Source organism: Saccharibacillus qingshengii, assembly GCF_013185195.1.
In the GTDB taxonomy this organism is placed as follows: Bacteria; Bacillota; Bacilli; order Paenibacillales; family Paenibacillaceae; genus Saccharibacillus; species Saccharibacillus qingshengii.
This window is the reverse complement of record NZ_JAAZWC010000002.1, coordinates 67,322-87,006: the sequence shown is the minus strand read 5'-3', so window position 1 is coordinate 87,006 and position 19,685 is coordinate 67,322. Positions and strand designations below refer to the sequence as shown.

Sequence of the window (19,685 nt, the reverse complement as noted above, 5' to 3'; positions counted from 1 at the left end):
CCGGTCTTTGGGGACCTGTCCTTTTTCGCGCCATCCAACACCAAATCCGATTTCCGAAGGAGACTCTTACACGATGACTTCTCTCAAGCGTACCCCGCTCTACCCGCTGTATGCGGAGACCGGCGAACCCCGCTGTATCGATTTCGGCGGCTGGGACCTGCCTGTTCAGTTCTTCGGGATTCAAAAAGAACACGAAGCCGTGCGGCAGCGTGCCGGACTGTTCGATGTCTCGCATATGGGCGAGTTTATTCTGAGCGGCGAAGGCGTCCGTGAATTCTTGTCCAAGCTGATCACAGGCGATATCGCTTCGCTGGAAGACAGCCGGGTGATGTATACGTTCATGTGTTACGAAAACGGAGGCGTCGTGGACGATCTGCTCATTTATCAAATTCGTGAAGGGCATTATATGCTAGTCGTCAATGCCGGCAATATCGACAAAGACGCCGAGTGGATCAAGTCGCATATGCCCGAATCGGTCCAATTCCGCGATGTCTCGGAAGGAACCGCGCTGATCGCGCTGCAGGGCCCGGCTTCGCTGGAGATTCTCAAAAAAGTCTGCAGCGAACCGGCGCTCGACGAGCTCAAGCCGTTTCACTTTATCGAAACAGGCGTATTCGAAGGCACAATGGCTTACATTTCCCGCACCGGCTACACCGGCGAGGACGGCTTCGAGATCTACGCCGCTCCCGAATTCGCCGGGGCAATCTGGCGCGATCTGATCGCCGCCGGCGAACCGTTCGGTCTGCTGCCGTGCGGACTCGGCGCCCGCGACACGCTGCGTTTCGAAGCCAAGCTGCCGCTGTACGGGCAGGAGCTGTCTGCGGACATCACGCCGCTTGAAGCCGGCCTCGGCTACTTCGTGAAGCTCGGCAAAGGCGACTTTATCGGCCGCGAAGCGCTGGCCGCGCAGAAAGAAGCCGGCGTGCCGCGCAAGCTCGTCGGCCTGGAAATGATCGACCGCGGCATCGCGCGCTCGCACTATCCCGTCTTCGCCGAAGGACGCCAGATCGGCGAAGTAACGACCGGCACGCAGTCGCCGACGCTCAAGCGCAATCTGGCGCTGGCGCTGATCGACGCGGAATTCGCGGCGATCGGCACGAAGATCGAAGTCGAGATCCGCGGCAAGAAACTGCAGGCGGAAGTCGTCAAAGCTCCTTTTTACAAAAACACCCCGGCGCACAAAGCGCTGATTCAACATAGCCCGTCCGACAACGCCCCATCCGAAAAAGGAGTGAATACACCTTGAAGAAGCACCGTTATATTCCGATGACCGAGCAGAACGAACGCGACATGCTCGCCGCCGTAGGCGCGCAGAGCATAGAGGACCTGTTCGTCGATATTCCGGAAAACGTCCGTTACCAAGGCACGCTGCCGATGTCCGGCGCCCTCGACGAAGCGGCGCTGCTGCGCCACATGACGCAGCTCGCCGGCAAAAACGCCGACAGCGACCGCTACGCCAGCTTCCTCGGAGCCGGGCTGTACGATCACCAGGTTCCGGTCGTCATCAACCACGTCATCTCCCGCTCGGAATTCTATACGGCCTACACGCCCTACCAACCGGAAGTGAGCCAGGGCGAACTGCAGGCGATCTTCGAGTTCCAATCGTATATCTGCGAGCTGACCGGCATGGAAGTCGCCAACGCCAGCATGTACGACGGCGCGACGGCGATGGCCGAAGCGGCTTCGCTCGCAAGCGGCGCCACCAAACGCAAAAAGATCATTATCGCGAGCACCGTGCATCCGGAAACACGCGCCGTTGTTCGCACTTATGCTTACGGACTGGGCATTGAAGTGGTCGAAGTCGGCTTTGAAAACGGCGTAACCGATATGGATAAGCTCGAATCGATGATCGATGGCGACATCGCCGCGGTACTTGTCCAGTCGCCGAACTTCTTCGGCGCCGTCGAGAATGTCCGAGGAATAGGAGAACTCGTCCATGCGCAAAAAGGACTGCTGGTCGTCAGCGCGAACCCGCTGTCGCTTGGCCTGCTGGAAGCGCCGGGCCGGCTCGGCGCGGACATCACGGTCGGCGACGCGCAGCCGCTCGGCATCTCGGGTTCTTACGGCGGACCGACCTGCGGCTACTTCGCCGTCTCCAAAGCGCTCATGCGCAAAATTCCCGGCCGTATCGTCGGCCAGACGACCGACAAAAACGGCAAACGCGGCTTCGTGCTGACGCTTCAGGCGCGCGAGCAGCATATCCGCCGCGACAAAGCGACTTCGAACATCTGCTCCAATCAGGCGCTGCTCGCTTTGTCCGCTTCGGTGTATCTGTCGGTCATGGGCCGCCAGGGCATGATCGACGTCTGCGACCTGAATCTCAAAAAAGCCCACTACGCCGCCAAGCAGCTCGGTTCGATCCATGACGTGGAGCCGGCGTTCACGGCGCCGTTCTTCAACGAGTTCGTACTGAAGCTGCCGGAAGGCACGGACATTGACGCCCTGAACGAAAAGCTGCTGGAAGAAGGGTTCATCGGCGGCTATAATCTGTCGCGTGAATATCCGGAGCTGGGCAGCGCCCTGCTGATCGCCGTGACCGAAAGACGTTCCAAGGAAGACATCGACCGCTTCGCGGAAATTTTGGAGGGAAGTCTATGAATACGAGCCTCGATCTGACGACGCCGACAGGCCTCGACGCCAAAGAAGATTGCGCCCTGATTTTCGAACTCAGCACCCCCGGCCGCGTCGCCTATTCGCTGCCGGACTGCGACGTGCCGGTCAGCGAAGAAGAAGCCGCGGACTGGCTCCCGGCCGAATTCAAGCGCAGCGATGCCGCCGCTCTGCCGGAAGTGTACGAAGTCGACGTGATCCGCCATTACACGGGATTGTCCCGCCGCAACTTCGGCGTGGACAACGGCTTCTATCCGCTCGGCTCCTGCACGATGAAATACAACCCGAAGATCAACGAAGACGTAGCCCGCTACGCCGGCTTCGCCAAGATCCACCCGTATCAGCCCGTGTCGAGCGCGCAGGGCGCACTTGAGCTGATGTACACGCTCCAGAATGACCTGGCCGCGCTGACCGGCATGGACGCCGTTACGCTCCAGCCGGCCGCCGGCGCGCACGGCGAATGGGCGGGCCTGATGATGATCCGCAGCTACCACGAAGAACGCGGCGAACATCAGCGCACCAAAGTGATCGTGCCCGACTCTTCGCACGGCACCAATCCGGCGAGCGCGACCGTGGCCGGCTTCGAGACGGTGACCATTCCGTCGAACGCCAAAGGCATGGTCGATCTCGACACGCTGCGCGCCGCCGTCGGTTCCGACACGGCCGCTCTCATGCTCACCAATCCGAGCACGCTCGGACTGTTCGAAGAACAAATCGTCGAAATCGCGCAGATCGTGCACGAAGCGGGCGGCCTGCTCTATTACGACGGCGCCAACTCCAACGCGATCATGGGCATTACCCGTCCGGGCGACATGGGGTTCGACGTCGTGCATCTCAACTTGCACAAAACGATGAGCACGCCGCACGGCGGCGGCGGTCCCGGCGCGGGTCCGGTCGGCGTCAAGTCGATCCTGATCCCGTACCTACCGGCTCCGGTCGTCGAGAAGCTCGAAGACGGCTCGTACGATTTTTCCGCCGTGTCGCCGACTTCGATCGGCCGCGTCAAAGCGTATTACGGCAACTTCGGCATTCTTGTACGTGCCTATGCCTATATCCGCACCTACGGTCCCGACGGCCTGCGCCGCGTCTCCGAATGCGCCGTGCTCAACGCCAACTACATGATGGCCCGCCTCAAAGACCATTACGAAGTACCGTTCGCCGGCCCGTGCAAACACGAATTCGTCATGAGCGGCAGCGGCCTGAAAAAATACGGCGTGCGCACGCTGGACGTCGCCAAGCGGCTGCTGGATTTCGGCTATCACCCGCCGACCATCTATTTCCCGCTCAACGTCGAAGAATGTATCATGATCGAGCCGACCGAGACGGAAAGCAAAGAAACGCTCGACGGCTTTATCGACACGATGATCCGGATCGCCAAGGAAGCCGAAGAAACTCCGGAACTTCTGCTGAACGCGCCTTACACGACGCCGGTTACCCGTCTCGACGAGACAAACGCCGCGCGCAAACCGGTTCTGAACTGTGCCTGCAGCTAAAGCTTAAACGGAAGGCTCAATCTTGTCCTCCGTTTCTCCCCGCCGCTTTCCCGGATTTTTCCGACAAAGCGGCTTTTCTTTTGACGCGGACCGCTTCATAATAGAAGAAGGTCCGCTTATTGTGCGTTACGCAGGTCCGGCGGCCGTTTGACCCCAACAAATTTTCAGGAAGCCGAGGTATATCACGATTATGTCACTCACCGATAAAGATTACCGAATCACAATGGACGATATCGTCCGCGAAGGGCACGAGATTCTGCGCCGCAAAGTTGCGGAAGTAAAATTCCCTCTTTCCGATGAAGACCGGAACGGCATGGATGCCATGATGCGTTATCTCAAAGAAAGCCAAGACGACGAACTGGCCGAGAAGTACGGACTGCGCGCGGGTGTAGGCATCTCCGCCAACCAGGTTGGCCTCGATCGCCGGATGTTCGCGGTGCTGTTCACGGATATCATGGAAGACGAAGAAGAAAATCCGACCCTGTACGAATATAAGCTGTTCAATCCGAAGATCGTCAGCCACTCCGCGGCGATGACGTATCTGCCGGACGGTGAAGGCTGCTTGTCCGTCGACCGCCCGGTCGAAGGCATCGTCCCCCGCTACGAGAAAATCAAACTCAAAGCCTACGACGAGAACGGCAAGGAACTGCTGCTGAAGCTCAAAGGGTATCCCGCAATCGTTATCCAGCATGAACTGGATCACCTGAACGGCGTGATGTTCTACGACCATATCAACGAAAGCGATCCGCAGGCGGAGCCAAAAGGCGTGAATATTCAGAGCCTATGGTAGGAGGCGGGGAAGCGGCAGAGATCGGTTCTTTCTCGTCCGGCGCTTAGAAAGAAATTCCTATCCGTCGATAGAGCCCAGCTGTGCGCCGGAGAAGTTCGTTTCGGTCGCGTGTTGAAATTGGAAAACGTTGAATGAAGTTTGCATGGAAGTTTTCCAATTTCAAAGGCGAACGTTATCACTCCTGCACGAACTTCCCCTATGCACCATTGGCTCGTTCTTCATCCATTCAAAAACTTTCTCTACGCCAAACAGAACCGGCAGACCTCTGCCGGTTCTGTTTTTGTATGGAAAAATAACCAAGCTGGCGGATACTCCCTCTCGCCTGGTTCGCCTTTTGGCCTTTGGATGCTGTCCAACTGCTGCCGAATCAGCAGCCGCTGCAAACAAAAAAATCCGGCTCCCTGTAAGGGAACCGGACGGACGCAGCTTCGGCGTGCCAAGATGCTCGGCGAACACGCCGGAGTGACAGAGATCATACCGATCTAACGTAAGGTACGAAATGCGTAAAGCCTTGGATTAGGCTTGAATCGCTTCGACCAAAGCCACAACTTCTTCGGCTGTCGCACATTCCAGTGCTTTCGCTGCCAGTTCCTGCATATCCGCGCGGGACAATTTGGAGATCTGGCTGCGTGCCGGCAGAATGGAAGTGGCGCTCATGCTGAATTCATCAAGGCCCAGACCCAGCAGCAGCGGAATAGCGACAGAGTCGCCGGCCATTTCGCCGCACATGCCGGCCCATTTGCCTTCTTTGTGTGCCGCTTTGATGACCATGTCAACCAAGCGGAGAATCGAAGGGTTATAAGGCTGGTACAGATAGGAGACGCGTTCGTTCATGCGGTCTGCAGCCATCGTGTACTGGATCAGGTCATTGGTGCCGATGCTGAAGAAGTCGACTTCTTTTGCAAATTGATCGGCCAGCACGGCAGTCGAAGGAATCTCGACCATGATGCCAAGCTGGATCTGATCCGCAACCGCAATGCCTTCGCTCTTGAGGTTGGCGCGTTCTTCTTCCAGCAGCGCTTTGGCTTCCCGGAACTCGACCAGAGTCGCGATCATCGGGAACATGATGCGCAGATCGCCGTGTACGCTTGCGCGCAGCAGGGCTCTGAGCTGGGTACGGAAGATATCCTGACGATCCAGGCACAAACGGATAGCCCGGAAACCGAGGAACGGATTCATTTCCTTCGGCAGATCGAGATACGGAAGTTCTTTGTCGCCGCCGATGTCCAGTGTACGGACAACAACCGGCTTGCCTTCCATTTTCTCGAGTACCGTTTTGTAGGCATTGTATTGAACGTCTTCGGACGGCAGTTTGTCGCGGCCCATGTACAGGAATTCCGTCCGGTACAGACCTACGCCTTCGCCGCCGTTATCCAATACGCCGGCTACGTCGTTCGGCGTGCCGATGTTGGCAGCCAGTTCGACATGGACGCCATCCGTCGAAAGGGTCTTTTCGGCGCGCAGTTTGCGCCATTCGGCACGCTGCTCGTCGTATTTGACCTGCTTGTCGCGGTATTCGGCTACCACTTCGTCGCTCGGATTTACGATGATCTGGCCTTCCAGACCATCGACGATAACGAGATCGCCCGGCTGTACCTGTTCCAGCACGTTCTTGGTTCCGACAACAGCCGGAATCTCGAGCGAGCGGGCCATGATTGCCGAGTGCGACGTGCGACCGCCGATGTTCGTCGTAAAGCCTTTCACGTACTTGCGGTTCAGCTGAGCCGTGTCCGAAGGCGTAAGGTCTTCGGCAATCACGATCACTTCTTCGCTGATTTCCGCAGGATTCTGAACGTTCAGACCGAGCAGATGGCCGAGGATGCGCTTGGTTACGTCTTTCATATCCGCTGCGCGTTCCTGCAGGTAGACGCTCTTCATGTTCTCGAACATGGTCACGAACTGCTTGGAAGTCTCGTTCAGTGCATAATCCGCATTGACTTGATCGTTGACGATCATGTCTTTGACCGGGCTGATCAGCTCGGGATCGTTCAGAATCAGCAGATGCGATTCGAAGATCTCCGCTTTTTGGGCGCCCAGTTCCTGCAGGGTCCGTTCTTTGATGCGCTCAAGTTCAACCTGCGATTTCGCAAGCGCGTCGTCGAGCTTTGCGATTTCCGCTTCCGCATTTTTTACCGTTTGCTGGGTTACGGTGTAATCCGGATGCTCCAGGCGAAACGCTTTAGCGATAGCGATGCCGGCCGAAGCCGCGATTCCGGAAATATTAAGCATTTACTTCGCCCAGACCTTCTCCGACCATTACGTCTTCCAGAGCCTGGAGAGCCGCTGCTTCTTCTTCGCCCTGCGTGATCAGTGTCAGCGTCGATCCTTTTTCCAGACCGAGGGACAGAACGCCAAGGATCGATTTGAGCGTTACGCGTTTGCCGTTGGCTTCTGCGAACGATTCTGTCGATTTGAATTTGTTAGCCGTATTGACCAGTGCCGTTGCCGGACGTGCGTGAATACCGTCTTCGTCTACGATTCTGAATGTTTTTTCCATGATAGAGTTCCTCCAATTATGTTCTGTTTTTAAAGTAACCATACTTATTATAGCTTACTTGTCTTCCATTTGCACTCTTGCCTGCTGTTTGCTGATTTAACTGCTTTTGCATGCTTTGCTTCTATAAGGAATGCCGGCGGTGCGAAGCGCGTCCCGAGCCGCTTCACACTGCGGTGTTCCCTAGTCCGATCTTAATCGCCCTGCGGCTTATTTGATCGAAACGATGTTGGCTTCTCCCGCTTTGACGGTGCCGGTCTTGAGCAGGGTAACTTTGGCACCTTCCGGCAGATTGGAGAAGATGACCGGCGTCATGATCGAAGGAGCATGCTCCTGCACATAAGCCAGATCGACTTCGAGAATCGGCTGGCCCGCCATAACGGCGTCGCCTTCCGCTACCAATACATTAAACCCTTGGCCTTTAAGTTTAACGGTGTTCACACCGATATGGACCAGAATTTCTTTGCCCGCTTCGGACATGATGCCAATCGCATGCTTGCTCGGGAACACATTGAAGATCGTTCCGTTAACCGGCGATACGATATTGCCGTCCGAAGGAAGAACCGCGAAACCGTCACCCGTCATACGCTGCGAGAAGACCGGATCCGGAACATTCGAGATGTCCTGCAGTTCGCCGTTGGCCGGCGACACGATGGTTTCTTCGTTCAGCACGTCGATCGCTTCGGCCGCGTCGGAGGCTGCGGCATTTTTCTCCGGAAGCTCGACGGCGGCAGCCGGCGCTTCGACCGGAGTGCGTCCCGCCATGATGTCCTGAATTTGCGACTTGATCGTATCCGAACGTGTACCGAAGATCGCCTGGATGTTGTTGCCCACTTCCAGTACGCCGGCCGCGCCGAGGTTCTTCAGGCGGTCTTTGTCGACACTGCCGACATTGTTGACCTGAACGCGAAGCCGCGTGATGCAGGCATCGAGGTTCGAGATATTTTCGCGTCCGCCAAGAGCAGACAGAATGTTCTGCGGCAGTTCGCCTGCGGTTCCTTTGCTCTGCAAAGCGCCCGCCGATTCTTCCGTCGCATCTTCGCGGCCCGGTGTCTTCAGGTTAAACTTGCGGATTGCAAAACGGAAACCGAAGTAGTAAATGACTGCCAGCACGAGACCGACGATAATGACATTCCACCAAGCCGTACGGTTCTGCAGAACCCCGAACAGCAGGAAGTCGATCAGACCGCCCGAGAAGGTCATTCCGATCTTGACGTTGAGAAGCTGCATCGTCATGAACGACAGACCCGCGAAGATAACGTGAATCCCGAACAGGACAGGAGCGACGAACAGGAACGAGAATTCCAGCGGTTCGGTGATCCCTGTGAGGAACGAGGTCAGAGCCGCCGAACCCATGATACCGGCCACGTATTTCTTGTGTTCCGGACGGGCTTCGTGGTAGATCGCCAGAGCCGCAGCCGGAAGACCGAACATCATGAACGGGAACTTGCCGGTCATGAACATGCCGGCCGTGAAGTCCACGCCGTCTCTCATCTGCGCCATGAAGATCCGTTGGTCGCCGCGGAATACTTCGCCCGCTTTGTTGACGTATTCGCCGAATTCATACCAGAACGGCGAGTAGAAAATATGGTGCAAACCGAACGGAATGAGCGAACGTTCGATGACGCCGAAGACGAACGCCGACAGCGTCGGATTGCCGTTGATCATCACGTTCGACAGCGAGTTCAGACCGTGCTGAATCGGAGGCCAGATGATCACGAGCAGCAGGCCGACCAGAATCGACATTGCCGCCGTCATGATCGGAACGAAACGTTTACCGGCGAAGAAGCCGAGATACGACGGCAGTTCGATCCGGAAGAACTTTTTGTACATGACTGCGGCCAGTATCCCGATAATAATACCGCCAAATACGCCGGTGGATAAGGTTGGAATACCGAGCACGCTTGCGTAGCCCAGGCCTGTTTCGCCGGTCAGAGCCGGCGTCACGCCGACAACGACGCCAAGCGTGACGTTCATGATCAGGAAACCGACGATCGCCGCGAGGCCCGCAACGCCTTCTCCGTCACATAATCCGACCGCGACGCCGACTGCGAACAGCAGCGGCAGGTTGGCGAAGACGATGTCGCCCGCCTTCATGAGGACGGTTGCGATCGATTGTACCCACTGCACATCAAGCGCAGGCGCCAATTCCAGGAAATCGGGGCTGACCAGCAAGGTCCCGATTGCCAGCAGCAGACCTGCCGCAGGCAGGATGGCCACCGGCAGCATAACTGCTTTACCAACACGCTGCAAAAGTCCAAATAGCTGTTTGAACATGGATATAACTCCCTCTTTGTTGTGTATTTTGTTTTCCTTGTTTCCGACCGACCCTCAACGATAGTCCTTTTTGAAGACGCAAAAAAGGCATGAACGTACGAAAAATAAAAGGAATACTTCGTGCACGGACCCCCGGGTACAGCTTGGTCCTAGTAGCAAGTATGTGTTTTATCTTTCGTAGCGATTCATGCCTGATCGTATCAGTGACACATCGTTACAAAGGTCGTTTTAAGTTGGCTTACGTCGGTCATTATAGCATCGCTTCTTGCGGTTGGCAAGCCCTTTCACGAACAAAAATCAGATCGATTCTTTTTCGGCCAAACGCTGCAGATGTATGGTTAGATAACTGGCTTCGGGCTTGTACACAGGCTGCCCCAGACGTTTCTCCATTACCTTGGTCAGCTTCCAGGCGAGCGAATACATCTCCGGATACTCGCGGCTCAGCATTTCTGCCAAACGGTCCGTGGAGCGCACTTCTTCGCCCCGGCAGACTCTTTCGATCGCGAAGCGCAAATGGGTCAGCAGCCGGGAATAATCGAGACTGCTCCGGTTCAACCCGCCTTCGATATTCTGCTCGATCAGATCGATCAGATCCGCAATCAGCTCGGAATGTCCTCTGACCTCTCCAATCGGCCGGTTCGTAATGGCGCTGTGAATATGCAGGGCGACGAAACCGACTTCATCCAGACCAAGCGAAGTTCCCAAACGTTCTTCGATCAGATGAACCACATATTCGGCCAGCTCGTATTCTTCGGGGTAGATCTCTTTGGTCTCATAAAGAAAAGGGTTCTGAAACGTAATCCCTTTCTCGATCCGCTTGAGCGCAAAAGCGATATGATCGGTCAGCGCGACATGGATATGCTCGTTAAGCGGCGAAGCGCTGCGGGCGCTGATCGTCTGGATCGCTTCGTTCATGACTTCGATCAGCTTCTCGTCGACCTGCGGCAGCAGCTGCTTGTACTGCTCCTGCTCGCGCCGGCTCCGCAAAATAAACATCTTCTCGGCCGCTTCCGGTTCGATCGAGTCCCGCTCCGAACGCCCGAAGCCGATCCCTTTGCCGATTGCGACCACTTCGCCGTACTGCGGATCGTCCGCAATAATGACATTGTTGTTCAATACTTTGGACACCAGCATCCGCTTGATTCCGCTCCTTCTTGTTCGCGGCCCGTCAGACCCGGGCCGGAACCTCCTTTATTTTGAAATATCCACAAAGCCTTCGCCAAACACGTCGCGCACGTCGTGAATAGTCACGAAAGCGTCTTTGTCGGCTTCTTTCACAATCTTTTTAAGCTGGGAGACTTCCTGTTTGTTAATGACGATATAGAGCACTTCCTTGGCTTCTTTCGTGTAAAATCCGTGTCCCGACAACACCGTGACTCCTCGGTCCATGACCGTATTGACCTGTTCGGCGATCATGTGCTGATGCTTGGAGATAATCATGACCGCCTTTTTCGGGTTCAGGCCTTCGATAATGAAATCCATGACTTTCGTGCCGACGTACAGCAGCACAATCGTAAACATGAAATTTTCCACTTCGATCACGAGCAGCGAAGCCACCGCCACCACGACGTCAAAAAACAGCAGGCCGTAGCTGATATTCCAATCCAGATACTTGTTCGCCAATCTCGCCAGAATAACCGTTCCGGCCGTCGTGCCGCCTACGCGCACAATCATACCGATCCCGATCCCCGCGAAAATGCCGGCAAAAATCGCATTGACCGTTTTCTCGGTCGACTGGATGTCCCAACTCTCCGTGAGATGCAGAAACAGCGAGTTGAACGCTACCGCAAATATTGTATAAATAATCGTCTTTTTGTCCAAAAAACGATAGCCGACCACCAGCAGAATCGAGTTGATGATCAGGTTGACGAGGCCCGGCGACCATTGGAACGAATAGAACAAAATAATCGTAACACCCGTGACTCCGCCTTCGCCAAAGTCGTTCGGAATAACGAACAGATTGACCGCCAGCGCAAAAATAAAGGCACCGAGCGCGATAAACGCAATATCCGTTATCGTTTTGCTTACCGAATTTTTACTCAGCATTCGTTTTCCCGTCCTTTTCCGGCATTTCGTCTGCGGCGCCGCAGGTTCCACGTTCTTCGGCGCACACGCAATCCCCTCATTCTATCCCATAAAAAAAAGGACCGTCAACCCGCATTTTTACTGGAAAAACGCGGGTTTGAGTCCTTTATGCATACTTATTCGAAAACGGTACGGATTCGGCCTGCCGAGAGAGCCTGGCTGGCCTGAAAAAGAAGGGTTCGACGCTTCGCTCGGGCAGCCGTCCTTTTTACGCTTGCGGGTCTTTGGACGGACGTTCCGCGAGCGCAACGGCATCGGATCTCGACGCTTTTTCGGCGGCCAGTTTGGCCCCGACTTCCGCTTCGCTTGGTCGTGTGCGACCTCCGGTCAGATTCTGGATCATCTGCTCCAGATCAAGTCCCGAGACGCTCTTGAGCATTTCCGGCGCAGTTGCCATCAATTCCGTCACATAGCCGCTGACACGGGAAGCACCTCCGCCTTCGCCCCGGCCCGTATCGACGACCGTAATCTTGTCGATAGACGCGATCGGCTCGGCGATCTTGCCGGCAAGTTCCGGCAGCATGTTGATGATTACATCGAGAATCGCCGCTTCGCCGTAGTGTTTGAACGCTTCCGCCAGTTTTTCTTTGGCTTCGGCTTCCGCCGCGCCGCGCAGCCGGATCACTTCCGCTTCGGCCGTACCGCGGGCAAGTTCCGCATCGGCCGAAGCAATTCCGTCGAGGCGCTTCTGTTCGGCGGACGCTTTGGCCTGCGTTTCGATCGAATACTGCAGCGCATCGGCTTCGCGCATCCGGCGGGCTTTGTCCGCTTCCGCCGCCACTTCGACCGAATACCGATCCGCATCGGCTTTTTTCTTCACTTCGGCATCGTAATGCTTCTGGCGAATCTGAATTTCTTTTTCCTGCAGGTCGATCTCGCGGTCTTTGCGTACCAGCTCGACTCTCATCTGTTCTTCGACCGCAACCTGCTTAGCACGCGCTTCTTGGATATGATACGCTTGGTCAGCGTCGGCTTTGGCCGTATCCTGATCGCGCTTGAATGCGGCAACCTTCAATTCTTTTTCTTTTTGCCCTTCGGCAATGTTCGTATCCCGGATCAGCTCCGCTTTTTGCCCTTCTTCTTCGGCGCGGGCTTTCTGGATCCGGGAATCCCGGATCGCTTCGGCTTCGGCGATTTCCGCATCGCGCTTGACCGCGGCGATCCGCGGCTTGCCGAGCGACTCCAGATAACCGTGCTTGTCCCGCACATCCTTGATCGTGAACGAGACAATCTGCAGCCCCATTTTCTTCAGATCGCGGGCGGCGACACTCTGCACTTCCTGCGCGAAACGATCGCGGTTGCGGTACATTTCTTCGACGGTCATGGAACCGAGAATCGACCGCAGATGGCCTTCGAGCACTTCCTGGGCTTCCGACTTGAGCGATTCGATCGGCTTGCCCATATACTGCTCGGCCGCCGTTGCCACGTCTTCCGTCGAGCTCCCGATCTTGATGATCGCCACGCCGTCGGCTAGAACCGGAACACCCTGCTCCGTATATACTTCGGGTGTCGACACGTCGAGTTTATGCGACAGCAGCGACAGATATTCGGCTTTCTGGAAAATCGGCAGGATAAAAGCTCCCCCGCCGCGTACGATCTTGATTTTGCGTCCGGCTTCGTCGTCGGCAATATTCTTCGTGCCGAGGAACGATCCGGTCACCACCATCGCCTCATCCGTGCTGACCGTCTTGTAACGAGCCCAAAAAGCAATCCCCAGTACGAGCAGCACGGCTATGACGATACCCGGAATCAACAGATAATCCGGCACCTGATCGAAAATGTTCATATTACTCCAACCCCTTTTCTGTTTTTTCGAGTTCGCACACCCCAAGCGTTCCGTCTTCGATATCCACCACTACGACCCGGACTCCCGCCGGAATCCAAGCTCCGTCGAAGCTGAACGCGGTATGCAGCGTATTGCCCGAACCGCCCATGCCGACAAGGACTTCGCCGTAGCCTTTCTCCGGTACAGGCACGGTCACTTCACCGATCCGGCCTGTCAGATCCTTCATGGAATATCCGACGGAATTCTCGCTGCCCCGCATGGGCTTGACGTAACCCAGGTAGAGCAGCAGACCGGAAGCGAGCGCACACAGCACCGCGGCCGATACGCTCAAGACGGGTGTCAAGCCCGCATACCGCTCGATCAAAATACCGGCACCGCCGAAAACGGTTACCATGCCGGCCAATACGATCGGCTGCAGGAACTCGAACGATAGCGCATCGAACATTCCGCCCAGTGTGTCACCGATCCAGTCCCCGAACACGAGGCTGATCAGCGCAAACATGACGCCTCCCGCCAAACAGCCAAAGTATAAAGCTTCCATAGGCGTCCCCCTCCTTCTTTGTTGAAGGTCGCTCATCCCGATTCCGAAATACGGATCCGTTGGCGATGAGTCTATGATTACATACGTGTGATTGCCGATTTGGTTTCATTATTTTCTAAAAACCTCTCTATTCCCCTTCTAACGATAAACTTGTGCTAAAATTCCCAATCTTGGTTCCGCTTCATGATCTTCCTAACCAAAAAAGGTCCGAACCGAAGGAAATCTTCCTTCGGTTCGGACCTTTATGACGATCGTGGCGAACGCCGGCAGCAAGCAGGGGAACGTTGTCCCTGCCGGCAGCGCGGCCTAATACTCATGCCGGATCGCTTACAGCGAGGCTTTGTAGATGGCTACAACGTCTTCGCGCTGCAGCTTGTTGAAGTTGCCGAACGGGCCGAATTTCATCGCTTTATCGGCCATTTCTTCGATCCGGCTGCCGTCGATCTCATAATCGGCCAGCGTGCTCGGCGCGCCGATCGAGTTCCAGAAGTTTCTCAGCGCTTCGATACCTTCAAGGCCGACTTCTTCGGCGGATTTGCCGGAAGCGTCGATACCGAATACGTTGACAGCGAGCTTCTTGAAGCGCTCCGGATCAACGTGCAGGCTGTGCTTCATCCAGTTCGGGAACAGGATCGCCAGACCTCCGCCGTGCGGAATGTCGTAGACGGCGGACACGGCGTGCTCGACGTTATGCGTCGCCCAGTCGCCGGTGCTGCCCATGCTCAGTACGCCGTTCAGCGCCATTGTACCGCTGTACATGACGGTCTCGCGCAGCTCGTAGTTCTCCAGATCGTCGACGAGCGCAGGTCCCGCTTCGATCACCGCGCGCAGCACGGACTCGCAGAAGCCGTCCTGGACCGGCGTGTTGCCTTCCAGGTGGAAATAGGTCTCCAGCACGTGCGACATCATGTCGACCACGCCGTAGACCGTCTGGTCTTTCGGCAGGGAGTACGTGAACTCCGGATCGAGGATCGAGAACGTCGGGAACGAATAGGCGCTGCCCCAGCCGAGTTTCTCCATCGTCTCTTCGTTCGTGATGACCGAACCGCTGTTCATCTCCGAACCTGTTGCTGCCATGGTCAGGACGACGCCGAGCGGAAGTCCGTCTTTGGCGGCCGCTTTGCGTTCCGCGAAGTCCCACATGTCGCCGTCGTATTTCGCCCCGACCGCAATCGCTTTGGCACAGTCGATCACGCTGCCGCCGCCGACCGCCAGGATCAGGTCGATGTTTTCGTTTTTGCACAGGTCGACGCCTTTGTGCACCGTCGACAGACGCGGGTTGGGCTCGACGCCTGCCAGTTCCACGACGTTCGAACCGGTTTCTTTGAGCAGGGCCGTTACGCTGTCGTACAGGCCGGAGCGCTTGATGCTGCCTCCTCCGTAAACGAGCAGGATATTTTTGCCGTATTGGGGAACCAAAGTTTTGAGCTGTTCCAATTGGCCTTTGCCGAAAATAAGGCGGGTCGGATTATAGAAAGTGAAAGATTTCATGAGTAAGTGTTGCCCCTTCCTTTTGATAAGTATGTATTGATTATATACCAAGTCCGCGCGAAAACAAAAAGAGCGGCCGCATCGTGCGATGCAGCCGCCTTTTTCGTTCGTGCCTTAACGCTGTCCGCCTGGTGCGAACATCCGCTTACTGCGCGTCCGTCCGGTTCCAGCCGAAGCTTGCGACGAAGCGGAAGAACGCTTCGCGTCCTGCGGCGTCGGTCTTGTACACGCCGGCATGGCCGAGAATTTCGGTGAACTTCGCGCCCACTTCCAGGCGGACCCGATCGAGCGCCGCTTCCGGCGTCAAAGCGGAGCCGCCGCTTTCGATCATGGAACGAACCCACGGCAGATGCTGGGCAAGCGGATGCGCAGCGTCGCTCTCCGCCGCGGCCAGCAGCGCGGAATCGCCGCTGAAAATCCGGCCGATCTGGTCCAGTTCGTCTTTGAGACGGCCCGGCAGAATCGCCAGACCCATGACTTCGATCAGGCCGATATTTTCTTTTTTGATATGATGCATTTCGCGGTGCGGGTGGAAAATGCCTTCCGGATACTGCTCGTCCGTCCGGTTGTTGCGCAGAACCAGATCGAGCTCGTACGCCCCTTCCCGGCGGCGGACGATCGGCGTTACGGTATTGTGCCGCACGCTCTCGCCGCCCTGATCGCTCGAAGCCTGCACATTGACGCTTGCGTCGCTGTACGTTTTCCATGTTTCATAGATTTCGTCCGCCGCTTCAAGCAGTTCGCTTTGATCGCTGCCGGACAACCGGACGACCGACATCGGCCAGCGGACAATCGACAGTTTCACGGACGGATAGTTCGCATGCGCGAACACCGCTTCGGTAACGGCCCGTTCGATCGCAAACGTATGCTTGCCGCCTTGGAAATGGTCGTGTGTCAGGATCGAACCGCCCACGATCGGCAGATCGGCGTTGGAGCCGAGGAAATAATGCGGGAACCGGTCCGTAAACTGGAGCAGACGGCGCAGCGTATCCTTCGTCAGCTTCATCGGCACATGATCGCGGTGCAGGACGATGCAGTGTTCGTTGTAGTAGACGTAAGGCGAATACTGGAACAGCCACGGCTCGTCGTTCAGCTGAAGCGGAATCACACGCAGGTTCTGGCGGGCCGGATGGTTGATCCGGCCCGCGTAGCCGACGTTCTCGCGGCAGAGCTGGCATTTTGGATAGACCGGAGGCGGCAGCAGCCGCGCCTGGGCAATTTCTTCCGGCGTTTTCTCCGGTTTGGACAAGTTGATCGTAATCTCGATCGGCCCGAAATCGGACTCGTGTGTCCAATACAGGTTCTTGGCGACCCGGTCCATCCGGATATAGTTGGAATCGATGCACCATTTATAGAAACGGTCCGTCGCCGCCGCGATGCCGCCCTCCTGCTCCGCCGCGAGGAAGTCGCGGGTCACTTCCGACGGACGCGCGAGGAGCAGGCCCATCAGCTTGCTGTCGAGCAGATCGCGCTGGGTGTCCGTATTCTCCGGAATCATGCCGGTCTGCGCCGCGTAATCGATCAATGTATCCAACATGGGCTGCGGGCCTTCCGGCAGTTCCTCGCCAAGCGCATCGCCGCCGGCGTAGGGCTCGTCGAACCCGAACTGCTCAAGCAGCCGGTTGCGTCCGTAATCGGCGTCCGCCGCTTCGAGCAGGCCTTCCTGCAGCGAGAATGCGGTCAAACGCTCGATTGCCCGCAGTGCTTCTTGCTGTACTCCGTTTGTCAACTGTTCGCTCATGAAAGCTGCCCCCGTTATCGTTCTGGTTTTTTAGTCGTTATAGCCGTCCGGACGCGATTGATGCCAGTTCCAGGCGCTTGCGATAATCGTTTCGATATTTTCGCGCGCCGGGCTCCAGCCGAGTACGGTACGCGCTTTGTGTGACGAAGCGATCAGGGTCGCCGGGTCGCCGGCGCGGCGAGGCTCGGTTTTGACCGGAATCTCTTTGCCCGTGACGCGGCGCGCCGTTTCGATGATCTCGCGCACGGAGAAGCCACTGCCGCTGCCGAGGTTGAACACGTCGCTTTCGCCGCCGTTTTTCAGATAATCGATTGCGCGCAGATGGGCATCCGCCAGGTCGCTGACATGCAGGTAGTCGCGCACGCAGGTGCCGTCTTCCGTCGGGTAATCTTCGCCGAAAACGGAGATGTGCGAACGCTGTCCCAGCGCCGTCTGCAGCACGATCGGGATCAGGTGCGTCTCCGGACGGTGGTCTTCGCCGATCTTGCCGCTGTCGTGCGCACCGGCCGCGTTAAAGTAGCGCAGAGCGACGTAGCGGACGTTCAGCACGCGGTCGTACCAGCGGATCATGCGTTCCATCATCAGCTTCGTTTCGCCGTAGACATTCGTCGGCTCGGTGCGGTCGGTTTCTTCGATCGGCGTTTTTTCCGGTTCGCCGTAAGTCGCCGCCGTGGACGAGAAGACGATCCGGCGCACGTTCGCCTCGTTCATCGCTTCGAGCAGGCACAGCGTGCCGTACATGTTGTTGTCGTAGTACTTGCCGGGATTCTCCATGCTTTCGCCGACCAGCGAGTTCGCCGCGAAATGGATCACGCCTTCGATTTCATTTTCCGCAAACAGTTTCTTCAGCAGTTCCTTGTCGCGCAGATCGCCTTCATAGAGCTTGCCGCCCAGCAGCGCGCTTCGGTGACCTGTCTGCAGGTTGTCGATCACTACCACTTCTTCGCCGCGTTCGAGCAGAGCCGCCACAGTATGCGAACCGATATAACCGGCACCGCCAGTAACCAAAATTGCCATTGTCAATTCCTCCTTGGAATGAGGGAGCGAGCGGTCCGAAGTTTATACGATGCTTGATGGGTCTTCGGCCGCACGTCCATTTATTTGGTAAAAAAGTGATTCCGCCGTGTATCGTTCCTGCCCAATCAGTTCGCGCCGAGTTCTTCCACGCCTTCGCCTACGCCGCAGACGTAAAATTCGCCTTCGAGACCGGTGCGCGCTTTGTAGTGTTCGCCGACTTCGGCCACGAAGCGCTCGACATCGTCTTCATGCACCAGCGACACGGTACATCCGCCGAAACCGGCGCCGGTCATGCGGGCTCCGAGCGTACCCGGAATTTTGCGCGCTTCCTCGACCATGATGTCCAGCTCTTCGCAGCTCACTTCGTACAGGTCGCGCAGCGAATCGTGGGACAGGTTCATCAGGCGGCCGAATTCATGCAGATCGCCTGCCGTGAACGCTTCGACCGAAGCCAGCACACGGGCATTTTCTTCAATGACATGCTGTGCCCGGCTGCGGACCTTCTCGTCGGTCAGAGCGGACTTGAAGTCTTCGAACTGCGAAGGCGTCAGCTCGGCGAGGTAGTTCAGATCGGCTTTGCAGCTTCTCAGACGTTCCAAAGCCTGCGTACACTGCTCGCGGCGTTCGTTATACTTGGAGTCTACCAGACCGCGGCGCTTATTCGTATTGCCGATGACCAATTTGTAGCTGCCTGTCTGGAAAGGAACATGTTTGTACTCAAGCGTATCGCACATCAGCAGGATCGCATGGTCTTTTTTGCCGTTGGCTACTGCGAACTGGTCCATAATGCCGCAGTTGACGCCGACGAAGTTGTTCTCCGCTCCCTGCGACAGCAGGGCGATCTCGACCGTATCGCGCTCGTAGCCGCCCATCGAGAGCAGCGCGTAGCCGGTGACGACTTCGATCGATGCGGAAGACGAGAGGCCCGCTCCGTTCGGGATTTCACCGTGGTAGAGCAGCTCGAAGCCTCTGGATACCGGATAGCCGCGCTCGGCCAGTTCGACCATGACGCCGACCGGATAGTCTGTCCATTCTCCGGTTTTACTCAGCCCGATCTCGTCGACCTTGATCTGCGCTTCTTCGGGCATGTTGCTCGAAGCGAGGCGGATGATCCCGTCCGCACGTTCGCGGATGACGAGCGTCGTACCGAATTCCAGCGCCGCCGGAAGGACGTAGCCGCCGTTGTAATCGATATGCTCGCCGATCAGATTCACGCGTCCGGGTGCATGGAACACACGCGGTTCGATATTCGATTCTCCGAATTTCTCCATAAACATTTGCTTGATTTGCTGCGTATTCATTCTGGACTCACCTCATGGGTTGGTTTGTTCTTCCTGTGCCCTTAGTATAAAAGATAGCG

Annotated in this window: 15 protein-coding genes; 4 read left to right on the top strand and 11 right to left on the bottom strand. The window is 56.7% G+C overall.

Annotated elements, in window-relative coordinates; genetic code table 11:
* The first annotated feature begins 73 nt into the window (after nt 1–73).
* The 4 genes from gcvT (at nt 74) to def (ending at nt 4,893) form a co-directional block, all read left to right on the top strand.
* Nucleotides 74–1,246 carry a glycine cleavage system aminomethyltransferase GcvT gene (gcvT, locus tag HRQ60_RS02280; RefSeq protein WP_172194022.1) on the top strand — a complete coding sequence of 391 codons (1,173 nt, stop codon included), beginning with the start codon at nt 74–76 and terminating at the stop codon, nt 1,244–1,246.
* Nucleotides 1,243–2,598 carry an aminomethyl-transferring glycine dehydrogenase subunit GcvPA gene (gene gcvPA, locus HRQ60_RS02275; RefSeq protein ID WP_281358022.1) on the top strand — a complete coding sequence of 452 codons (1,356 nt, stop codon included), beginning with the start codon at nt 1,243–1,245 and terminating at the stop codon, nt 2,596–2,598. Before gcvT ends, gcvPA begins: the two co-directional genes overlap by 4 nt.
* On the top strand, nt 2,595–4,103 hold the full coding sequence (gene gcvPB / locus HRQ60_RS02270) for an aminomethyl-transferring glycine dehydrogenase subunit GcvPB (protein ID WP_172194021.1): 1,509 nt from the start codon (nt 2,595–2,597) through the stop codon (nt 4,101–4,103). The genes gcvPA and gcvPB overlap by 4 nt, the downstream gene beginning before the upstream one ends.
* Before the next feature lie 190 nt (nt 4,104–4,293).
* Complete coding sequence (gene def, locus HRQ60_RS02265; RefSeq protein WP_172194020.1) at nt 4,294–4,893, top strand: peptide deformylase; 600 nt, start codon at nt 4,294–4,296, stop codon at nt 4,891–4,893.
* A gap of 516 nt (nt 4,894–5,409) precedes the next feature.
* Here the strand turns inward: def and ptsP are convergent.
* From ptsP to HRQ60_RS02210, 11 genes are all read right to left on the bottom strand, one after another.
* The gene (gene ptsP, locus HRQ60_RS02260) at nt 5,410–7,122 is read right to left on the bottom strand and encodes a phosphoenolpyruvate--protein phosphotransferase (RefSeq protein ID WP_172194019.1); all 1,713 of its coding nucleotides are present in this window, start codon (nt 7,120–7,122) and stop codon (nt 5,410–5,412) included.
* Complete coding sequence (locus tag HRQ60_RS02255; protein WP_088489220.1) at nt 7,115–7,390, bottom strand: HPr family phosphocarrier protein; 276 nt, start codon at nt 7,388–7,390, stop codon at nt 7,115–7,117. Before HRQ60_RS02255 ends, ptsP begins: the two co-directional genes overlap by 8 nt.
* 207 nt (nt 7,391–7,597) lie before the next feature.
* A complete protein-coding gene (ptsG, locus tag HRQ60_RS02250) occupies nt 7,598–9,664 on the bottom strand; it encodes a glucose-specific PTS transporter subunit IIBC (RefSeq protein ID WP_172194018.1) in 2,067 nt (688 codons plus the stop codon).
* A 297-nt stretch (nt 9,665–9,961) separates the two neighbouring features.
* Nucleotides 9,962–10,807, bottom strand: a complete 846-nt coding sequence (gene glcT / locus HRQ60_RS02245) for a glucose PTS transporter transcription antiterminator GlcT (RefSeq protein ID WP_172194216.1) — start codon at nt 10,805–10,807, stop codon at nt 9,962–9,964.
* A 48-nt stretch (nt 10,808–10,855) separates the two neighbouring features.
* Entirely contained in the window at nt 10,856–11,710 is an 855-nt protein-coding gene (locus tag HRQ60_RS02240) for a YitT family protein (RefSeq protein WP_172194017.1), read from the bottom strand.
* A gap of 247 nt (nt 11,711–11,957) precedes the next feature.
* On the bottom strand, nt 11,958–13,535 hold the full coding sequence (floT, locus tag HRQ60_RS02235; protein WP_246281060.1) for a flotillin lipid rafts scaffold protein FloT: 1,578 nt from the start codon (nt 13,533–13,535) through the stop codon (nt 11,958–11,960).
* Between the two features lies 1 nt (nt 13,536).
* Entirely contained in the window at nt 13,537–14,076 is a 540-nt protein-coding gene (locus HRQ60_RS02230; RefSeq protein WP_172194016.1) for an NfeD family protein, read from the bottom strand.
* Between the two features lie 327 nt (nt 14,077–14,403).
* The gene (locus tag HRQ60_RS02225; RefSeq protein ID WP_172194015.1) at nt 14,404–15,567 is read right to left on the bottom strand and encodes an iron-containing alcohol dehydrogenase; all 1,164 of its coding nucleotides are present in this window, start codon (nt 15,565–15,567) and stop codon (nt 14,404–14,406) included.
* Nucleotides 15,568–15,712: 145 nt separating this feature from the next.
* On the bottom strand, nt 15,713–17,308 hold the full coding sequence (locus HRQ60_RS02220) for a UDP-glucose--hexose-1-phosphate uridylyltransferase (RefSeq protein ID WP_172194014.1): 1,596 nt from the start codon (nt 17,306–17,308) through the stop codon (nt 15,713–15,715).
* A 30-nt stretch (nt 17,309–17,338) separates the two neighbouring features.
* Nucleotides 17,339–18,325, bottom strand: coding sequence for a UDP-glucose 4-epimerase GalE (gene galE, locus HRQ60_RS02215; RefSeq protein ID WP_172194013.1), 987 nt, complete (start codon nt 18,323–18,325; stop codon nt 17,339–17,341).
* 125 nt (nt 18,326–18,450) lie between these two features.
* Nucleotides 18,451–19,626 carry a galactokinase gene (locus tag HRQ60_RS02210; RefSeq protein ID WP_172194012.1) on the bottom strand — a complete coding sequence of 392 codons (1,176 nt, stop codon included), beginning with the start codon at nt 19,624–19,626 and terminating at the stop codon, nt 18,451–18,453.
* Nucleotides 19,627–19,685: the final 59 nt, after the last annotated feature.